At 50.3% G+C, this 20,088-nt stretch carries 15 protein-coding genes; 9 read left to right on the forward strand and 6 right to left on the reverse strand.

Annotation, left to right across the window (positions count from 1 at the left end; genetic code table 11):
• Positions 1-5: 5 nt before the first annotated feature.
• Positions 6-932, reverse strand: coding sequence for a mitochondrial fission ELM1 family protein (locus GOB58_RS04130; protein ID WP_173559524.1), 927 nt, complete (start codon positions 930-932; stop codon positions 6-8).
• Positions 933-1,079: 147 nt separating this feature from the next.
• Here GOB58_RS04130 and GOB58_RS04135 point away from each other — a divergent pair, with 147 nt between their 5' ends.
• Both GOB58_RS04135 and GOB58_RS04140 read left to right on the forward strand, forming a co-directional pair.
• Positions 1,080-2,246 (forward strand): DEAD/DEAH box helicase, encoded by a 1,167-nt coding sequence (locus tag GOB58_RS04135; protein WP_173559429.1) that lies wholly within the window; start codon positions 1,080-1,082, stop codon positions 2,244-2,246.
• A gap of 179 nt (positions 2,247-2,425) precedes the next feature.
• Positions 2,426-3,466: a M14 family metallopeptidase gene (locus GOB58_RS04140; RefSeq protein WP_086635074.1), complete on the forward strand. Its 1,041-nt coding sequence runs from the start codon at positions 2,426-2,428 to the stop codon at positions 3,464-3,466.
• A gap of 80 nt (positions 3,467-3,546) precedes the next feature.
• Here GOB58_RS04140 and glyA read toward each other — a convergent pair whose 3' ends face one another.
• Positions 3,547-4,833, reverse strand: a complete 1,287-nt coding sequence (glyA, locus tag GOB58_RS04145) for a serine hydroxymethyltransferase (protein ID WP_173559430.1) — start codon at positions 4,831-4,833, stop codon at positions 3,547-3,549.
• Between the two features lie 187 nt (positions 4,834-5,020).
• Here glyA and GOB58_RS04150 point away from each other — a divergent pair, with 187 nt between their 5' ends.
• The 4 genes from GOB58_RS04150 (at position 5,021) to GOB58_RS04165 (ending at position 10,922) form a co-directional block, all read left to right on the forward strand.
• Entirely contained in the window at positions 5,021-6,481 is a 1,461-nt protein-coding gene (locus tag GOB58_RS04150) for an amino acid permease (RefSeq protein WP_086554636.1), read from the forward strand.
• A gap of 80 nt (positions 6,482-6,561) precedes the next feature.
• Positions 6,562-7,566: a porphobilinogen synthase gene (gene hemB, locus GOB58_RS04155; protein WP_173559431.1), complete on the forward strand. Its 1,005-nt coding sequence runs from the start codon at positions 6,562-6,564 to the stop codon at positions 7,564-7,566.
• A 141-nt stretch (positions 7,567-7,707) separates the two neighbouring features.
• Entirely contained in the window at positions 7,708-8,451 is a 744-nt protein-coding gene (locus tag GOB58_RS04160) for an arginyltransferase (protein ID WP_173559432.1), read from the forward strand.
• 26 nt (positions 8,452-8,477) lie between these two features.
• On the forward strand, positions 8,478-10,922 hold the full coding sequence (locus GOB58_RS04165; protein WP_173559433.1) for a DUF3772 domain-containing protein: 2,445 nt from the start codon (positions 8,478-8,480) through the stop codon (positions 10,920-10,922).
• Positions 10,923-10,961: 39 nt separating this feature from the next.
• Here the strand turns inward: GOB58_RS04165 and GOB58_RS04170 are convergent, their stop codons facing one another.
• Positions 10,962-11,903 (reverse strand): DMT family transporter, encoded by a 942-nt coding sequence (locus GOB58_RS04170; protein ID WP_173559434.1) that lies wholly within the window; start codon positions 11,901-11,903, stop codon positions 10,962-10,964.
• A 172-nt stretch (positions 11,904-12,075) separates the two neighbouring features.
• Between GOB58_RS04170 and GOB58_RS04175 the strand changes: the two genes are divergently transcribed.
• Positions 12,076-12,864, forward strand: coding sequence for a polyprenol monophosphomannose synthase (locus GOB58_RS04175; RefSeq protein WP_173559435.1), 789 nt, complete (start codon positions 12,076-12,078; stop codon positions 12,862-12,864).
• Between the two features lie 140 nt (positions 12,865-13,004).
• Positions 13,005-14,393, forward strand: a complete 1,389-nt coding sequence (locus GOB58_RS04180) for a glycosyltransferase family 39 protein (protein WP_173559436.1) — start codon at positions 13,005-13,007, stop codon at positions 14,391-14,393.
• Here the strand turns inward: GOB58_RS04180 and GOB58_RS04185 are convergent.
• A complete protein-coding gene (locus GOB58_RS04185) occupies positions 14,381-16,768 on the reverse strand; it encodes a heavy metal translocating P-type ATPase (protein WP_173559437.1) in 2,388 nt (795 codons plus the stop codon). The genes GOB58_RS04180 and GOB58_RS04185 overlap by 13 nt on opposite strands.
• A gap of 225 nt (positions 16,769-16,993) precedes the next feature.
• Between GOB58_RS04185 and GOB58_RS13050 the strand changes: the two genes are divergently transcribed.
• Complete coding sequence (locus GOB58_RS13050) at positions 16,994-17,260, forward strand: metal-sensitive transcriptional regulator (protein ID WP_173559525.1); 267 nt, start codon at positions 16,994-16,996, stop codon at positions 17,258-17,260.
• Positions 17,261-17,282: 22 nt separating this feature from the next.
• On the opposite strand, the gene GOB58_RS04195 is transcribed toward GOB58_RS13050, so the two are convergent.
• Together GOB58_RS04195 and GOB58_RS04200 are read right to left on the reverse strand one after the other, a co-directional pair.
• A complete protein-coding gene (locus GOB58_RS04195) occupies positions 17,283-18,098 on the reverse strand; it encodes a copper resistance protein B (RefSeq protein ID WP_173559438.1) in 816 nt (271 codons plus the stop codon).
• Positions 18,098-20,056 carry a copper resistance system multicopper oxidase gene (locus GOB58_RS04200; protein WP_173559439.1) on the reverse strand — a complete coding sequence of 653 codons (1,959 nt, stop codon included), beginning with the start codon at positions 20,054-20,056 and terminating at the stop codon, positions 18,098-18,100. The genes GOB58_RS04195 and GOB58_RS04200 overlap by 1 nt, the downstream gene beginning before the upstream one ends.
• Positions 20,057-20,088 lie beyond the last annotated feature (32 nt).

Raw genomic sequence — 20,088 nt, forward strand, 5'->3', positions numbered from 1 at the left:
TGTCATCACAGAGCCAGCCGACGGTGCATTTCACCAACCAGCTCCGTTGTGTCATCAAGCGGCTGGACTGCCCATATCTTAGGTAAACGCTGCGCCCTGCTCTCCAGCAGCCTGACACGCCCGGCTTTAACCAGCTCATCCACAAAACGAAAAATACGCCGTGATCTGCCTGGCAACGGAAAGACCGACACAGGCGCTGTGCCCGCTACAGCTTCTGACACCATAGAAACGCTGTCTGTCGTTACGACAATCTGGTCGGCACAGGCAATCAGCCCTTTATAAGGGTTATCACCTTCACCATTCCAGACCTCTCCTCCCACAGCGTGAACCCGCTCAGTCAGCACGGCCAGTGCTGCGGGGTCTGTGCGCCGCGAGGGTGTTACCATAAGACTACCCCGGGAATCCGCAGTCGTGACGGCAAGAGCATCCCCAAGACTTGCGGCCTCACGCACACCAAAGCTGAAACGTCCGTTAGACCCGCCCACCAGAGCCGCTGTCAGGGGGCGTGGCAAATGAGCAAAACGGGGCATCCACTCAGCACGTACCTGCTCCAGCACCTCAGGCATTAACCCATGAAGTGCCGTTCGGCCGAGCAACACGTTCGGCCCGCTTATTTCATCATGTACACAGGCCAGAATAAGATTAAAACGTGACAAAGCCTGTCGCGGATGCTGAATCTGCACAACAGGCAAGCCGGCCACAGCGCTCAGCGCAGCCCCTGCAGCCCCGCCTTTGCCACCAATACTGATAAGCACCTGTGCTGTCTTCTGCGCTTCTTTGACCAGATCAACACCGTTCAGATCAGCAAGACACCTGCGGCTCAGCATCTCAGGGCCACACAGCAGCAAGCGAGATAAACGCGAGGGGCGGACAGGATGAAACGCGCTCTGCCACTCTGCACGCACAGCCAGACCACACGCCTGAGAGCGCATCCCCGCGAAGTCTTCCCCTATAATCAGTGCTGAAACTGACACGATTTTCTCCTCTGGCTAAACATCATACTCTGTGCGGGGTTTAAAATTCTGCCATGTTTGGGCATATAGACAAGACATTCTTCGCTCAAGGCAGACAAAACCAGCATGTCTAACAGTTTCGAGACAATGGGCCTTCTGCCCGCTCTTTGCACTCACGCTACCCAGGCGGGTATGACACAACCGACCCCCGTGCAGGAACAGACCATTCCTGCCGTGCTTAATGATAAAGATGTGCTGGCCATTGCCCCCACCGGCACAGGTAAAACGGCGGCCTATGCGCTGCCACTGTTACACCATCTGCTCAGCACACGCCGTCACAATGATGTGCTGGTGATTGTACCGACCCGGGAGCTTGCCCTGCAAACTGCCGGTGTTTTCAGACGCTGCCTGGGGCTGGACCCCAGAGCGAACCGTTTTAAGAGCGGTGCCCCGGCTGTTATCACATTATATGGTGGAGCTGACCGCGAACCTCAGGCTGAAAGTCTCGATCATAAGGGGCCGCGCGTTATTATCGCAACGCCGGGCCGCCTGCTTGATTTTATTCATATGGGTGACCTGGACCCGGCAACCTGCACCCGTGTTGTAATGGATGAAGGGGACAGGCTGTTTGCCCCTGAATTTTTTGAAGAAAGTGCAACTGTTATCGAGAGCCTGCCTGAAATACGTCAGACTTTATTTTTCTCGGCAACATTGCCTGATACACTGACACCCGTTTTGCACAAGTTACTGCACAAACCGATTAAGGTTGAAATTGAAAAACACCCTGAGAAAAGAGGGCCCATTCGTCAGGGCGCTTATTTTATTGACCCCGGACTGCGGACTGCTTTTCTTAAGACGTTTTTTAACCGCGACAGAAAAAGTAAAACGATTGTCTTTACCCAGACAAAAGCTGAGGCTGATCAGATTGCGGGCTTTCTGAAAAAGAACAAACTGCCTGCGGCACCTCTGCATGGTGACCTGACACAGGCTCAGCGTAATGCAACTGTAGCCAGCTTCACCTCAGGGCGCACACCCATACTGGTTGCAACAGATATTGCTGCACGCGGGCTGGACGTGCCTGACGTTAAAACCGTTATTAATTTTGCCCCGCCTGAACAGCCCGAAGTCTATCTGCACCGTATTGGCCGCACAGGCAGGGCCGGTAAAACAGGCACCGCTCTGACCTTATGCAGCCTGACAGACCGCAAAAAACTCCGTGATATTGAAAAAGGTGCCGAAATAAAATTTCGTATCCTGACCGAAGAGCAGGCCTTGCCACCACCAGCTAACTAACTGTTTTATTGTAATTTTATTAAAAATTCTCTTTTTTATACTTTTTTAACTTCCCGGACGGTAAATCAGTCCGGGGAGGGATTGCATACCAGCCCCCTTACTTTCATAGTAACTGCACTATGCAGGCATATTTCTTGTCAGCAGCTAATTTTTATCTGTAGTCAGACAGGATACACACTATGAGCTGTGCCTCCCGCAGACACAACACCGAGCATGCTCCGGTACGCTTCCGGACGATTTCTGCTGTGCTGGCTCCATCTCAGTATTCCCTGCCCGTCTTCACTCAGACAATCCCCCCTCCTGACATTACCCCCTGGATTAAAGGCAATTGTGGAATCGAAGGTGTGCATCACTTTGAAGGTCCGGCACGCGGGCCCCATGTTGTCATTACGGCTCTTATGCATGGCAATGAATATGCCGGGGCTTATGCTCTCAATGCGCTGCTGTCTCAAAAAATACGCCCTGAAAGCGGAAAACTCAGCCTGATTTTTCTCAACTTAAAAGCTTTTGAGCAGTTTGACCCCCAACACCCCACACGCAGCCGCTTTGTGGATGAGGATATGAACCGGCTCTGGTGCCCTGACCTTCTTCGCTCAGGCCATCAGTCTTACGAAATAAACCGTATCCGAGCTGTGGCCCCGCTTATTACAGAAGCAGACAGAGTGCTCGACCTGCACTCGATGTTCTGGGACGGCCCGCCTCTTTTACTCACAGGCCAGAAACAAAAAAATATAAACCATTCACGTGCCGTTGCCTCAGCTCTGACCAGCCCGCCGTGGGTTATACAGGATGCTCCCTGTCAGAGCGGTCTGCGCCTGATTGATCACCCTCATTTTTTATCTGACAATACACAGGCAACAGCCTGCCTTTTTGAAACAGGACAACACTGGAGCACCGCAAGTCAGGAGCTGGCATGTCGGGCTGCGGCTCTTTTTCCGCAAATATGCGGAATCATCTCTTCAGATCAAAGAGCGACACCTGTCGCAGCAAATATCAAAGCACCTGTCGCAGCCGTGACACATGCTGTGCATGCACGCACAGATAAATTCATTTTTATAAAACCATTTCGCAACTGTGACCTTATTCGCAGACAGGGAACTCTTCTGGCTCTTGATGGAGGAGAAGAAATTCGTACGCCTTACGATAACTGCCTTCTGGTTATTCCTAACCTGCGGCCGGTCAAAAACCACATTGCGCTCAGGCTTGCCAGAGCCTGTTAAACACTTACAGCGCCGCTTTAACACGACGCTGTAAGATCACCGAGACCTGACGGCCAGAAATCTGGCAGTCAGTTTAACACTCAGCTATAGATAGGGAAACGTGCGCAAAGAGCTTTAACTCGCTCATGCACAGCCTGTTCAACCTCATGATCGCCTTCTCCGCCAGAGCGGGCCAGAGCTGTCAGCACTTCGTCAATCATTGCACCGATTTCGTCAAACTCAGCCTCACGGAAACCACGTGCTGTTGCCGCCGGGCTGCCCAGACGCACACCTGACGTAATAGCCGGTTTTTCAGGGTCAAACGGAATGGCATTTTTGTTAGCGGTGATACCAGCACGCTCAAGAGCCTGCTCAGCAGCTTTACCGGTCACTTTTTTCGGACGCAGATCAACCAGAAGCAGGTGCGAATCTGTGCCGCCGGTCACAATATCAAAGCCACGCTTTACGAGAGATTCTGCCAGCACATTGGCGTTAGTCTGCACAGCTTTCTGATATTCTTTAAACTCAGACTGCAGTGCTTCTCCAAAAGCGACAGCTTTTGCAGCAATAACATGCATGAGCGGTCCACCCTGAAGACCAGGGAAAACAGCTGAGTTAATTTTCTTCGCTAAAGCCTCATCATTAGTCAGGATAAGACCCCCGCGAGGACCACGAAGTGTTTTATGCGTGGTGGATGTTACCACATCGGCATAATCCAGCGGGTTGGGGTACAGACCTGCTGCAACCAGGCCGGCAAAATGGGCCATATCAACCATAAGAGCGGCACCGACTTCATCCGCAATTTTACGGAAGCGGGCAAAATCGATAATACGCGGATAAGCTGAACCACCGGCAACGATCAGAGTGGGCTTTGTTTCACGGGCCAGACGTTCCATCTCATCATAGTCAAGCAGACCATCCTGACGACGCACACCGTACTGCACCGCATTGAACCATTTACCTGAATAGTTCGGGGCCGCACCATGGGTCAGATGCCCGCCTGCTGCCAGGCTCATACCCAGAACGGTATCACCAGGTTTTGCCAGCGCCATAAATGCGGCCTGGTTCGCATTAGCACCTGAATGAGGCTGCACATTGGCAAACCCGGCATTAAACAGCTTTTTAACCCGTTCAATTGCAAGGCTTTCAACCTTATCAACCTCAACACAGCCACCATAATAACGGCGGCCAGGGTATCCTTCTGCATATTTGTTGGTCAGCACGCTGCCCTGAGCCTGTAAAACAGCCTGTGAAACCATGTTTTCACTGGCAATCAGCTCAATACCATCCTGCTGACGTTTGAGTTCCCCTGCCAGAGCGGCAGCAACAGCAGGATCGACCTCCTCTACAGTATCACGAAAAAAACGATCCAGATCTGTCCGGCTCATTGAAGGCTCCTTTTTAAATCTTTTGTAGTTGCCCACGCTATAGCACTATAAGCGGTAGACACAGTAGATAATTTCATTACGTTAAAAACATATCTTACTGACATAGCCAATTTGTTATTTTATCAGGACCACACCACCACGCCCTTTCTCCCTTTTATACGTGCTGGTTGTGACAGGAGAAAAACTGATGGAGCACAGGCCACCATCTTCACCCGGCTCGTTATTCGCACGCTGTATGCCGCTTGAAAAACTGGAACGCAAAAATGGACTGAAGCGGGTTCTTGGACCAGGAAATCTGATTGCTCTTGGCATTGGCACGACCATCGGAGCCGGGCTGTTTTCTCTGACTGGTATTGCTGCTTCAGAAAATGCGGGGCCGGCTGTAGCCATCTCTTTTCTTATTGCAGCCATTGCCTGTGGGTTTGCCGGGCTGTGCTACAGTGAACTGGCAAGTATGATTCCCATTGCCGGCAGTGCCTATACCTATGCATATGTTACAATGGGTGAACTGGTAGCCTGGATTATCGGCTGGGATCTGGTGCTTGAATATTCGGTCGGCGCAGCGACCGTGGCTGTAAGCTGGTCTCGTTATGTGACGTCTCTGCTTGACTCATGGGGGCTGGAACTTCCCCGAAGACTTACAGCATCCCCCCTTGAAAGGATCGGGATGCCAGATGGCACAATTGTCAGAGGCCTGATCAACCTGCCTGCAGCCTTTATTATATGTATTGTATCACTACTGCTTATACGCGGCATTTCACAGTCCGCTAAAGTTAACGCCGTTATTGTTATAATCAAACTCCTTATCATCGCCTCTTTTATTGGCTTTGGAATAGCATTTATTCATCCCGCAAACTATCATCCCTTCATTCCCGAAAATACAGGCACGTTTGGCCACTTTGGCTGGTCTGGTATTATGCGCGCGGCAGGCACTATCTTTTTTGCCTATGTCGGATTCGATGTTGTTTCAACCACAGCACAGGAAACAAAAAACCCTGCTCGTGATATGCCTATTGGCATTCTTGGCAGCCTGGTCATATGTGCCTTTGTTTATGTTGCCTTCTCAGTTGTGATGACAGGCCTGCTTAACTACAAACAGATGCTTGGCGATGCCGCACCGGTTGCGGCAGCCATTAACCAGACCCCTTATCACTGGCTGCAACTGGCTATTAAAATTGGTATTATCTGCGGGTTCACCTCTGTGCTTCTCGGGCTGCTTCTCGGGCAAAGCCGCGTCTTTTTTGCAATGTCACGCGATGGGTTACTCCCTCCGATGTTCAGCAAAACACACAGTAAGTTTCAGACACCATGGCTTTCGAACATCTTTTTCATGGTCATCACCAGCCTGCTCAGCGCCTTCCTGCCGATCTCTGAACTTGGGCACATGACCTCGATAGGTACATTGCTGGCATTTGTTATTGCCTGCATCGGCGTTATGGTTCTGAGGCGTAAGTCACCCGATGCCCCGCGTGCTTTCCGGCTGCCGGGGGGAGACATTATCCCTGCCCTTGGCGTTTTATGCTGTGGCAGCCTGATGATAGCCCTCGACAAAATGACCTGGGTTCGCCTTGTTCTCTGGCTGTCAATTGGTCTGATCGTCTACATGGGTTACGGTCACCGCAATAGTAAACTCGCACGAAACAGGTAGACTTTACATCAGCCCCTGTCTGGTTTGTCACGCTTAGCTGTAACAGACCAGGCATCAACTCATTTCAGGAGATTTTCCCCATGAAGGCAGGGCGCTTTCCTCTGGCCCGCCCACGTCGTAACCGGGTTGACGATTTTACCCGTCGACTGGTTGCTGAAACTTCGCTGGGCATTAATAACCTTATCTGGCCGATTTTCTTTACCGAAGGCACGAATACCGTAACCGAAGTGGCCTCTATGCCAGGCGTGCACCGTGTTACCCTTGATCGCCTTGCAGGTCATGTCGAGCATGCCGCCAAACTGGGCATTCCCGCTCTTGCCCTCTTTCCTGTCACACCTGCAGAAGTTAAGGATGCTGAGGGCACTGAGGCTCTCAACCCTGACAACCTGATGTGTCGGGCTGCACGCTTACTCAAAAAAGAATTTCCTCATCTCGGGCTGATTGGTGACGTCGCACTTGACCCCTATACCAGCCACGGCCATGACGGGGTTATTCGCGATGGTTATGTTCACAACGACGACTCTGTCGCTATTCTGACCCGGCAAACCGTTAATCAGGCAGCTGCCGGCATTGATATTATCGCTCCGTCAGACATGATGGATGGCCGTATCAGCACGATGCGTACAGCCCTTGACGAAAATGGCATGGTGAACACACGCATCATGTCTTACGCGGCTAAATATGCCAGTGTATTCTATGGTCCGTTTCGTGATGCTCTGGGGTCAGGAGACAAACTCAAGGGTGATAAAAAAACCTATCAGATGGACCCTGCCAACAGCGATGAAGCCATGCGCGAAGTCGAGATGGATATTGCTGAAGGTGCTGACATGGTCATGGTTAAACCTGGCATGCCGTATCTCGACATCGTGCAGCGCGTAAAAGAGACTTTTTCTGTTCCCACTTATGTATACCAGGTCTCTGGTGAATACGCGATGCTTATGGCTGCCATTCGTAATGGCTGGCTCGACCATGAGCGCGCCGTAATGGAAAGCCTGCTTGCCTTCCGTCGTGCCGGAGCTAATGGTATACTCACTTACTTTGCTGTTGAAGCTGCTGAACGTATTCGTCAGACCTACGGACAGTAAGATACTCTTATTTTTTCTGTGGCCAGATGAGTCTGTCTGACCACAGAAAAAATCTGATATGTGTTATTGTATCCCGGTTAACACCACCAAAATAAATATCTCTGGATTTTCTTACCTGTAAGCTGAACGGACGGACCCCTTATGGTTTCACCGCTGCGTCATTCGCAGTTTTTCTATTCTGCTCAGGCTACGCCCTGCCCCTATCTGCCAGGCAAAACCGAGCGTAAAATAATTGCTGACCTGGCAACACCTCAGGCAAACGCCCTGCATAGTCGCCTGTCCCGTGCGGGGTTTCGGCGCAGTCATACCTTCGCTTATATGCCAATGTGCGAAAACTGCTCTGCCTGCATTCCCATTCGTCTGCCTGTGTCGCAGTTTACCCCTGACCGGACACAAAGACGCACCCTGCGTCGTAATGCTGACCTTGTGATCAGCGTGGCCGCTCCGGTTGCGACCGCTGAGCAATACGCCCTGTTTCGTCGTTATCAGCACTCACGCCATGCTGACAGTGACATGGCTCAGATGACAGAGACAGACTACCAGGGCATGATAGAGGATACACCTGTTGCGACCGCTGTGCTCGAGTTTCGTACAGCTGACCAGACCCTCGTTGCGGTTAGTCTGATTGATGTGCTTGAAGACGGAATTTCAGCCGTTTATAATTTTTACGCCCCTGAACAGACACAACGTTCTCTGGGCAGCTTTGCTATTCTGACTTTAACTGAACACACCCGCACTCTGAATCTGCCTTATCTCTACTTAGGATACTGGATAGAAAAATCAGAGAAAATGGCCTATAAAACGAACTACCGCCCTGCAGAAATACTTCAGTCCGGGTCATGGCGTCCTCTCCCCCTGCCTGCAGACGCAAAAAAAACTTTCTGACCGTCCATTTTGCTACAGGAAACCTGATGGCTTTTATACCGACACGTGCTCTTTCTGCTCTTTTTACTGCTTTATTTATAGGAATATGCTCACTCACTACGCTTCCCGCAGCATGGGCAGCAGCAGAAGACACACAGCAAAATCAGTCAGAAATTACAAATCCGACTACCCCCCTTATCTCAGGTATTTCTGTTATCGCTCCTGACTCTACTCTTGATGCGATGGGGGCTGAGCTGCATTCTGTTTATGAAAGCAGCACTAAGAATTATACAAAAACTGAAAGCACGGTTGCATATGCTGCGTTACTAAAACGAGCCTCAGCTATTGCAACACAGGCTGATGGGCTGCTGGCAAAAATCAAGCCATACAATACGATTTATCAGAATTTTCTAAACATTCTGGGCAAAGCACCGGAAAAAGGAGATACAAGTGAATCTCCTTCAGTAACAGCGCAGCGTAAAGCCCTTTCTGCCAAGCAGCGCGATATTTCTGAACGTATGACCAGACTGCGCCTGTATCAGCTGGAAGCACAGCAGCTTGTTGACGAACTGCGCCAGCATGGCTCTGCCATTCAGCAGGCTACTCTGACACAGCGCTTTCCAACACCACTGGGCATAACATTCTGGTCTCAGCTGGTTGATGCGGCTGGCAATAACACGGGTCGTCTGTCACGCCTGGCACAGGAGAGCGGTGCTGTTCTGTCAGCATCTCTTAAAGGGCAGCGTGCCCTGCTGACCCTGGGGTCATTTGCTCTTTCTGCTCTCCTGCTCACAGGATGGCTTTTTAGCCGCAGAGGCATCAGAAGCCTGGTCTCCCGCGTGCTGCCTGCCGGTCGTATCAGAGCTATTGTGGCCACTGTCACCTGCAGCATTCTGACTGCTATTATCTGGCGTTTTTCTTTTGATATTGCATGGGCCGGCATCTCATTTAACAATAATGCCCTGCAGGAAGATCTCTCCGTTCTGGCCGGTATGATTGCCATACAAATCCCGATTTGTGGCTTTGTCACCGAACTGGGATTTAACCTGCTCTCCCGCGATGAAAAATGGCGTATCATCAGCCTTTCTGACACACTGGCGAAAAACCTCCGCCTGTTTCCTTTCTGGTTTGCTGTTGCGCTGGCTATCCGTGGCATCCTGCGCTTTATCGATACCAAAAGTGGCCTGAGCAGCATGTCGATCCAGTTTTGTGATGCTCTTTATGTGCTGAGTGTCAGTCCGTTGCTGTTTGCCGTTCCCCGCCAGCTCCGTCTCTCGACCGGTGAAGGAAAAGAAATACACAGCTCACTTGCTCCGCTGTTACAGACTCTCGCAAGTTCTGTCTCCATCGTCTGCTGGATTGCTGTCTTTTTAGGCTATATTCCCCTTGCCTACTCCATTATCACATGGATTTCAGGCATGGCTGTCACAACAACTGCACTCGTACTGTTTGCTATGCTGGTCATCGCACTGGGCGATACTATTTTCCCTTCCTCTGCACCCGTTGGCTCACGTCTTGTACAACTGGGCCTGCCTGCTCGTCTGGTTGATCAGGCCTGCGTTGTTATTCCCGGCATTATATGTGTTTTTCTTGTCATTATGGGCTTTGCCGTTGCCACAGCAGGAGCCACTTTTGACCCCTCACAGATCATCAGTCGTATTGCCTATATCTTTAACGGAGCCGACACCTCAACCAGTGGTGAAGGTGGTTTTCATATCTCGCTCGATGCAATTATTCTCTGCATTCTCCTGTTTATTCTGGGCTCTTATGCCATCAAAATTCTTACCACCTGGTTTCGTGAGCGTTACTTCCCTAAAACCAGCCTCGATATTGGTGCACAGTCATCTATACTGAGTATCATCACATACTCCTCATGGATCCTTATCGGACTGACCGCTGCCTCCACACTCGGCGTCACCATGAAGAGCATGACATGGGTCGTCAGCGCGCTCTCAGTTGGTATCGGTTTTGGTCTTCAGTCTATCGTGCAGAACTTTGTGTCAGGTATTATTCTGATGGCAGAGCGTCCTGTCTCAATTGGTGATGTCGTTGAAATTGCAGGCTCCCGCGGTGTTATTACCCGCATCAGTGTGCGTTCAACCAATATTGCCCTGTCAGATAAATCAACTCTGATTGTTCCAAACTCACAGTTCATTACAACGGCTGTGCGTAATGCCACGCGCTCTGAAAAACCAGGTGTGTTTACCACAGTGCTACAGCTGCCTTTTGCCTCTGACCTTGAAAGAGCAATGCAGGTCATGATCGAAGCTCTGGCAGCCAGTAAGAATGTTGACCCGACTTACCCGCCAACAGCAACGATCACCAATATTGCTGACGGATCAGCCCTGCTTACAGGCACAGCACGCGCTAACGATGTGTCGAGCACGACAACGATCCGCAGTGAAGCTTTGTTTGATATCTGGCAGGCTTTTCAGGAAAATAATATCCCGATCAGTATCCCGAACAGCCTTGCGCCTTTTCCTGATAAATAACACAAAAGAACCCGGGATACTCTCCCGGTTTTTTTTATGTCAGGACGAAGCTGGCTTTTTTTTATGAGCTGTCAGGCATAAAACAACACTTGCTGTTACCAGTACAAAAGCAACAACCTCCATCAGCCTGGGCCAGCGCTGCTCCCATACAAAACCATAAATCAGGGCAAATAACGTCTCAAACAATATCATCTGCCCGACAAGTGTCAGAGGCACGAGACGGCTCATTTTGTTCCATAATGCGTTACCACAGATTGACGCCAGCAAAGCAACAGCAGATGAAACACCCATAAAATATAGCCAGCGCGCCCCACTGTGATGGGCCGTGGTGACAAACAGCACAACAGGCAGCAACACCAGAGACAGCGCTCCCGTCACGATACCTGTCAGCAAGTTCCAGTCCTGTACAGAAATATGGTGCAGGCGCGACAGGCAACGTGTATTCCCTACCGCGTAGGCTGTCCATGAAACCAGAGCACCCACAGCACAGATCACCCCCTGTAGCGTATGAGGTGAAGCAGAATCAGACAAAAAAGCCTGGTAACCAATGCAAAAAGTACCTGCAACACAAAGACATAAAGACGGCACCAGAGAGCGCACCGATGGTGCGTGAGCATCGCGGGTGCCAATCAGTGTCACAGCTACGGGCAAAAACCCGATGATAAGTGATGTCAGAGCGATACCGCCCGTCTGCACAGCGCGGGAGAGCAGAATATAATAAACAATATTACCCAGCAGTGAGAGCCATATCAAAGCAATCCAGTCTTTACGACCAGGCATACTCAGCGCTCTGGTCCAGCGAGGTGCAAGCAATACTGCCGCCATAAAACCATAAGCAAGATAACGCCCTGCTGCGAGCTGTACCGGCGAAAAATCGTTCACCAGTGCAGGAGCCAGAAACACCAGCCCCCATAAAGCGCCGGCACCGGCACCGCACAACACCCCACGTGGTATATGCTGCTTTTCTGCATCAGAGATCATTATAGAAAGTTAACCTTTCTTATTTTTTTTACAGGCAAACATTTTTTCTCATAAAATAAATTTTTATATCCTGTGATATAAAGAAAAACTTTTTATTTTTAACAAAAAAACGACATAAAATCCCGGCAACAGAGCCCCGTAAACTTTACGCACAAATGGACATGAAAGATATATGACGCATACTGACATCAGCATTATCGTCCCATGCTACAATGAATGTGCTAATATACGCCCTCTTGTCAAAGCGTTACATAGTGCCCTTGGCGACTACAGCTGGGAGGTCGTGTTTGTTGATGATAACTCTCCCGACGGCACCATTCATGAAGTGCGTAAGCTGGCTGCTGAAAATTCGCATGTCAGAGGTATTCTGCGTATCGGACGTAAGGGCCTCTCATCAGCTGTCATAGAGGGAGCTTTATCCTCATCAGCCTCCGTTATTGCTGTGATGGATGGCGATATGCAGCATGATGAAACATGCCTGCCCGCCATGATCAGAGCCATACTTGATGACCAGCACGATATGGCAGTTGCCAGCAGACATATCGAGGGTGGAAGCTGCGACGGGCTCTCCAGCGCATGGCGCCATCTTCTGTCTCAGTCAGGTATAAAGCTTGCTCAGTGCCTTACCTCAGCGCCGGTCACTGACCCTATGAGCGGTTTCTTTGCTATGAAGCGTGAATGGTTTGAGGCACGGGCACCAGAGCTTTCAGGTAAGGGCTTTAAAATTTTACTTGAGCTTTTGCTCGTATCATCTGAGCCAGTAAAATTAAAAGAAGTGCCTATGGTTTTCCGTGACCGCCTGCACGGCGAAAGCAAGCTTTCACCTAAGGTCATGATCCTGTTTCTTGTTATGCTGGCAGAGAACCTTCTCAAAAAATCACGCATAAAATGCCTGAAGTTCCCCTTGCTCACCATACTGATAAGCAGCGCTCTTTTCCTGTTCTGGCGAAAAAAAGCATAACACAGGCAATGTCCTCTTTATGATACCGGAAGAAAGCAATGCACATAAGTGACGTATCTGAAAAACGCTTACGCCTTATAATATATAGTTTTCTTCTGATAACTGCTGTTTGTCTGCGCTGGCAGGCACTTGGCGCCCCCATGATTAATATTGACGAGGAGTTTTACCTCTTTACAGGGGGCCGTATTCTTCAGGGGGATCTGCCATTTGTGGATATATGGGACAGAAAACCTGTTGGTCTGTTCCTGCTCTATGCTTTTTTTCATCTTTTTGGAACATGGCGCATTCTGGCATATCAGATCGGCGCACTGCTCAGCGTGTGGGGAACGGCCATACTTGTATGGCGTATGGCCCGAACTATCGCGCCGGCAGGAGGAGCCATTCTTGCTGCACTACTTTATGAAATCTGGCTTATTCTCGCCGGAGGAGAAGGTGGACAGTCTCCTGTTTTTTATAATCTTTTAACAGCTGCAGCCATGAGCTGCATTATATGTTTTCTGCCCGCCATTAAGAAAAATGACCAGTTTCGCCGCAACATGGGCATAGTGGTTATGCTCTTTCTGGGGCTGGCCATACAAATAAAATATACTGTTATTGTCGAAGGCATATTTGCCGGCCTGTATCTGTTATGGACAGGCTTGCGTGCAAAAAATTCTCCAAGGCACCTGCTGGCCGATGCCTCTGTCTGGATCAGCTGCGCCCTTCTGCCAACCTGCCTCTCATTCCTTTTTTATCGTGCAAAAGGATATGGGCATGCCTGGTGGTTTGCTAACATTAAATCGATTTTTTTACGTGGTCATATGAGCCATAGTCAGATCGAAAGCATTACTGTTGTCATTATCGCAATACTCATACCTCTGATGCTATGCTGGCTCATCAGAAAACCTCTTTCCATACATTTTCAGGGTGAGCAAAAAGAACATATTATTTTCTTTAATATATGGTCAGTTTTTGCCCTTCTCAGCCTGTTTAGTCTTGGGTCCTGGTATAATCACTACACGCTGCCAGCTCTTTTACCTCTCTCTATCCAGGCGGCTCCTTTATGGCGTAAAAAAACGGGACAGTTTCTGATAATTGCTGTCGCATGCTGTGGCACTGTTATTGGGCAAAGAGCCCTTTTCCGACATTTTCAACAACACGCTAATATTATTGCTTTTGAAGAAATGCAGGCTGCTCTTTCTTCTCCCCCAGGCTGTATCTTTATCTATGATGGCCCGGCAATACTGTATGACACACCGGCTTATTGCAAACTAACAACGCACCCTTTCCCCTCTCATTTCAGTTCTGAGATCGAAAAAAACGCAACCGGCATGAACCCCCTTAAAGAAATATCTTCTGTCCTGGCACAGAGACCTGCACATATTGTCTCAACAGAACCTGCTGACGCTGAAGAAAATCAGAGTGTTCGTGCGCGCCTGTATGAGACACTCAGCAAAGACTATACCCCGACCTATCAGCATCACTTTCGTCATCATACCACCGTTATTTACACCCGTAATACATTACTCAGCCCGGCTCACTCCCCCTGACCTGAAGAGTGAGGACGTGGCCGCCAGCGGTTAAGCAGCAATGAGTTTGATACAACTGAGACCGAGCTCATTGCCATCGCTGCACCTGCCAGAACAGGGTTAAGCAAACCAAAGGCCGCAAGTGGCAAGCCAAGAATATTATAGAAAAATGCAAAAAAGAGATTTTGTCTGATTTTACGTAATGTTGCCCGTGACAAAGAAATAGCATCGGGCACGCTGTTCAGGTCACTGTTCATCAGCACAACATCAGCTGTTTCAAGTGCAATGCCTGAACCGGCACCAATAGCAAAACCCACATCAGCTGCTGCCAGTGCCGGTGCATCATTCACACCATCACCTACCATGCCGACGACCTGGCCCTCTCCGCGATATTGCTCAACATGACGTGCTTTATCTGCCGGCAGCACGCCGGCCTCATAACTTTCAATCCCCAGTGCTGAAGCCACTGCCGCCGCCGCCCGCTGGTTATCACCGGTCAGCATAACAATTTTAATGCCTGCTTTTCTGAGTGTCTGCACGACGGCACGCGCCTCAGCACGTACACGATCTGACAGCGCGATATACCCCATCACTGCGCCAGACCTGGCCACAACGATCACTGTCTTACCTTCCTGCTCAAGCTGTTCAATCAAAGCATCATCACAGGCTATAGCCTGCTGCGACATAAAACGCGGTGCACCAAGCGATATCTTATCGCTTCCGCTCACAGCCTGGACACCCATGCCAGGAACTGCCTCAAACCCTGTCATTTCGACAGGCTTGCTCTGCACCTGCTGCCCATATGTCATTACCGCCCGTGCAAGGGGATGTTCAGAATTCTGCTCAAGCGCACAGGCCACTGCAAGCAGGCTCTCAGTCTCATACCCTCCGGCAGGCAGCACATCACTTACAACAGGCTTACCTTCGGTCAGCGTTCCGGTTTTATCAACAACAAGCGTTGTCAGTTTTTGTGAAAGCTCAAGAGCATCTGCATTACGAAACAAAATACCCGCCCGCGCGCCCAGCCCTGTGCCGACCATAATCGCCGTAGGGGTCGCAAGCCCCAGGGAACAGGGGCAGGCAATAACCAAAACAGACACGGCGGAGACAACGCTCCAGGTAAAATGGCCCGTAATGGCCCATCCGGCAAAAAAAGTCAGACAGGCAAGACCAATAACAACAGGCACAAACACACCGGCCACTTTATCGGCCAGTCGCTGCACATGTGCTTTTGACCCCTGTGCCTGCTCAACCATTTTCACAATCTGAGACAGGACTGTCTCATTCCCCACGCCCGTTGCCCTGACACGCAGCGCACCGTTAGCGTTCATTGTACCGCCAAAAACCTGGCTGTCGGGCTGCTTAAAAACCGGCACACTCTCGCCTGTCAGCATCGCCTCATTCACATCCGACTGCCCCTCAAGCACAAGGCCATCAACAGGCACAGACTCACCCGGGCGGACAACAAAAACATCGCCTTTTTTTACACTGGCAACAGGCTGATCTGTCACGCCGTCAGCTGTTTCCACATGTGCAGTCTGCGGCTGAAGTTTTAAAAGACTTTCAATGCCTGATGTTGTTTTGTTCTTAGCGCGTGTCTCAAGCAGTTTACCAAGAGAAATAAGCGTAATAATTGCAACACTGGCTTCAAAATATACTGGCTGATGTGCCCCTGTTACCATCACCACTACACTGAAAAAATATGCGATTCCTGTGCCCATAACAACCAGGACATCCATATTGGCAGAGCCACTGCGCAGGGACTTCCATGCTCCCTGATACATATGGCGGGCACAGTAAAACTGCACAGGTGTTGCCAGCAAAAGCTGTACCCATGCAGGCATGAAGTCTCTGTGCTCAAAAAACATCCAGACCATTTCAATAAAAAATGGCAAAGATAAAACCAGAGTCAGTAAAAAACTGTTGCGCTCAGCCAGCCAGTGCTGCCTGCGCTTTGTGCTCTGGTCCTGCATCATTTCAGCAGAATGCACCTGCCCGCCAAAACCAGCTTTTTCGACCTGAGCAATCAGTGACTGAGGGTCAGAAACACCTGGCACATACAAAATATGTGCCTGCTCAGTGGCGAGATTAACCGCCGCCTGCACGCCGGGCTGCCTGTTAAGCACTTTTTCAAGTCGCGTCGCACATGAAGCACAGGTCATGCCACTGATATCAAGGTCAAGCGCGCTTTGCTCAACCTGAAAGCCTGCCTGTCTGACAGCAGCAAAAACATGCTCAAGGTCTTCTGCCGGGTTATCAAGCTGAACCTGCGCCTGTTCAGTGGCAAAATTCACTGTAGCCTGCACGCCAGGCTGCCTGTTAAGCACTTTTTCCAGACGTGCTGCGCAGGATGCACAGGTCATGCCATCAACGGGGAAGCTGATATTTTCGGACATTTTCACCTCTGACAGACATTTTCTAACTTGAGATCATATACCCCCTTAGGGTATATTTTCAAGAAAATACTCTTTCTGCTTTCATCAGCTTACTCTCTCTTTATACTCTCTGATAAAAATACTCAGAAAAACAATGGAGCAATCGTGAGCTTATCCGCTGTAAACTCTCCTCACAACACAGCCAGAAAACCCTGCCATGGCGAGCCGGAAACCGACGGCAAACGCGTGGAACAACCTGAAAAAAAAGCTCTTATAAATCGTCTGCGCCGCATAGAAGGACAAACAGGTGGCGTACGCACAATGGTCGAAACTGACCGCTATTGTGTAGATATTCTGACACAGATTTCAGCCATCAAATCTGCACTTGATGGTGTTGCGATCGAAATTTTAAGCAACCATGCCTCTGGCTGTGTCAGAAATGCGATACAAAATAACGGCGGTGAAGCTGAAATTAATGAACTTCTGGGGCTCATGCGCAAAATGATTCGCTAAGAGCCCGTTTTCTTCACTGCCTTTAAAACCAGCTCCGTATACCCAGGGTAAAACGCGTTGTACCCGTTTTGCCACCCTGGTCATGCACAATACGACGCGCCTGTGTCAGATAACCAGAATAGGTTACTGCAATATAGGGCGCAAACTTACGCCAGATTTCATAACGCAGGCGTAAACCTGCATCTACATCTGACAAACCCGCTCCGGACTGACGCGCAGCGTCTGACTTTGTATAAAAATTAAACTCTGCCTGAGGCTGAAGAATAAGGCGGTTTGTCAGCAAAAAATCGTAAGAGCCTTCAACCTTAGCTGCAAAACGTCCTTCATCACTCACATAAGCCGTTGCCTGCACTTCAAACTGGTACAGTGCCAGCCCCTGGATACCAAAAGCCCCCCAGGTACGCATTGGCCCATCATCCAGATCAAGCCGGACACCCGCCTGAACATCAAAATAGGTCGAGACAGAACGACTATATAAAAGCTCCTGCTGGCCATCCTGAAGACGACCGCGTTCAAGTGTGCCTTCGCTTTTCAGCCACAGCTTATTATAGTCAGACCCATACCAGGACTCACCATCCCAGCGAAAATCTGTGCCTGACGCACTATAACGCCCCTCCATTTCATTCAGTATACCGTGAAAATACGTACCCTGGTCCATAACCGGGTTCATATGCCCTACAGGAACAAAAGGTGTGGCAGAAGGTGCATCAGCTGCCAGATGCTGTATGGTCACAACAGGAGAAGTGGCATCCTGCGACTGTGAGTTATCAGCCCGTGCCTGCCCTGCTGCGCTACACGCCAGCACGACTGACAAAACCGGAAAAATAATCCCTTTCATCACTCAACCACCACCACACGAAACATCCCCAGCTCCATATGCAGCATCAGATGGCAATGATACGCCCATGCACCTGGCGCATCGGCCGTCACAAGGTAGCTGAGCCGCGAGCCTGGCTGTGAAATAATAGTATGCTTATAAGGCTGGTAGTCTCCCTGCCCGTTTTCAAGCTCACTCCACATACCGTGCAGGTGAATGGGGTGCTCCATCATCGTGTCGTTAATCAGGGTAAACCGCACACGCTCATTTCTTTTCAGGCGGATGGGCCCCGATTCTGAGTATTTACGGCCATTAAACCCCCAGATATAGCGCTCCATATTACCGGTTAAATGCAGAATAATCTCACGCGAAGGAGGTCGCAGATCAGTGCCCGGCCGTGTTGCTCTGAGCTGTTTGTAGTTCAGCACCCTGCGCCCGTTATGCTCAAGCCCGTCACCCGGGCTGCCAAGCCGGTCAATGGGCATCTGTGCCACATTCTGGTTTTCAACATTCAGCGGCGGCGGGCCTGGGTCATCAATTTCCAGCGGCGGTGGCGGCGCAGCCGGCATATGCGCTGGCGGCACGCTCTTTGCCGGGGTCTTCGCCCCCATATCCATCCCGGGCATATCGTCATCAGACATATCCATGCCGGCCATATCATCATCTGACATGTCCATATTTTTCATATCCATGGATGCCGCTTTTTTTGGAGCTGCCGTGTTAGCAGGCGCCACATCTGTATGGTGAGGCATCGACACCGGGGCGGCAGATTTCTCACCTGCTGTTGTACCGGACTGAGCAGGCATCTTCATGTCCTTCATGCTCATCCCTGGCTTCATATCGCCCATACCCATATCAACCATAGTTCTGACCGGGCGCGGGTCCATAGGGGGAACCGGAGCCTCCATGCCAGCATGAGGGGCCAGCGTGCCCCGGGCATAACCTGTGCGGTCCTCGCTTTGTACAAAAATGCTGTAGGCTTTCTCATCACCGGGCTGAACAATCACGTCATAAGTCTCAGCCACACCAATGCGAAATTCATCGACCGGAACAGGTTCAATATCATTCCCGTCAGCCTGCACAACCAGCATTTCAAGCCCTGGTATACGCACATCAAAAAACGTCATTGATGAGCCATTAATAAAGCGCAGCCTGACGCGTTCACCAGGACGAAACACACCATTCCAGTTCATATCCGGGGAGTGGCCATTAAGCAGATATGTATAAATAATGCCCGAGACATCTGAGATATCTGTCGCAGCCATACGCATACGCGACCACATCAGGCGGTTCTTCAGGGCTGCCACAGCACTGCCAGCCTCACGCGCCTGCTGAGGGAAAGACGCCGCTGTGCGCTGCCGGAAGGTATAATAATCATCCTGCATTTTGAGATTACTGATCATGTCGTCGGGGGACACATCCGTCCACTCAGACAAAAAAATCACATAATCCCGTTCACAGGCATTCGGGTCAGGTTCTGCCGGGTCAATAACAATTGCACCGTAAAGCCCCTGAGCCTCCTGCATGCCTGAGTGACTATGGTACCAGTATGTGCCGCTTTGCATGAGAGGAAAGCGATAGGTAAAACTCTCACCTGGTTTAATACCCATAAAGCTCAGTCCGGGCACACCATCCATAGTATAAGGCAGGCGCAGACCATGCCAGTGGATTGAAGTATGCTCATGCTTAAGGTGATTCGTTACCTTAATTTCAACTGTATCCCCCTGCCGCCAGCGCAAGGTTGGCCCGGGCAGGCTCCCATCGACACAAGGGGCCTTCAGAGCCTTACGGTCAATTTCAATGTGTTTCTGGCTGATATTAAGATGCCACTGCGCAGAAGACTGAGCCGGAATTATGCCGGCCACCGGAGAAATGGCCCAGGCAGACCGGGGGAATGCCGCAGCAAACCCACCGGCCCCAAGACCTGTCACAAAGCTGCGACGCGTCAGGCCATCCCGCATACGAGATGAGAACTTCATTTTTACTCATTATCCACAATAGAGCTCAGAGT

The organism is Acetobacter thailandicus (assembly GCF_011516655.1).
Lineage (GTDB): Bacteria > Pseudomonadota > Alphaproteobacteria > Acetobacterales > Acetobacteraceae > Acetobacter > Acetobacter thailandicus.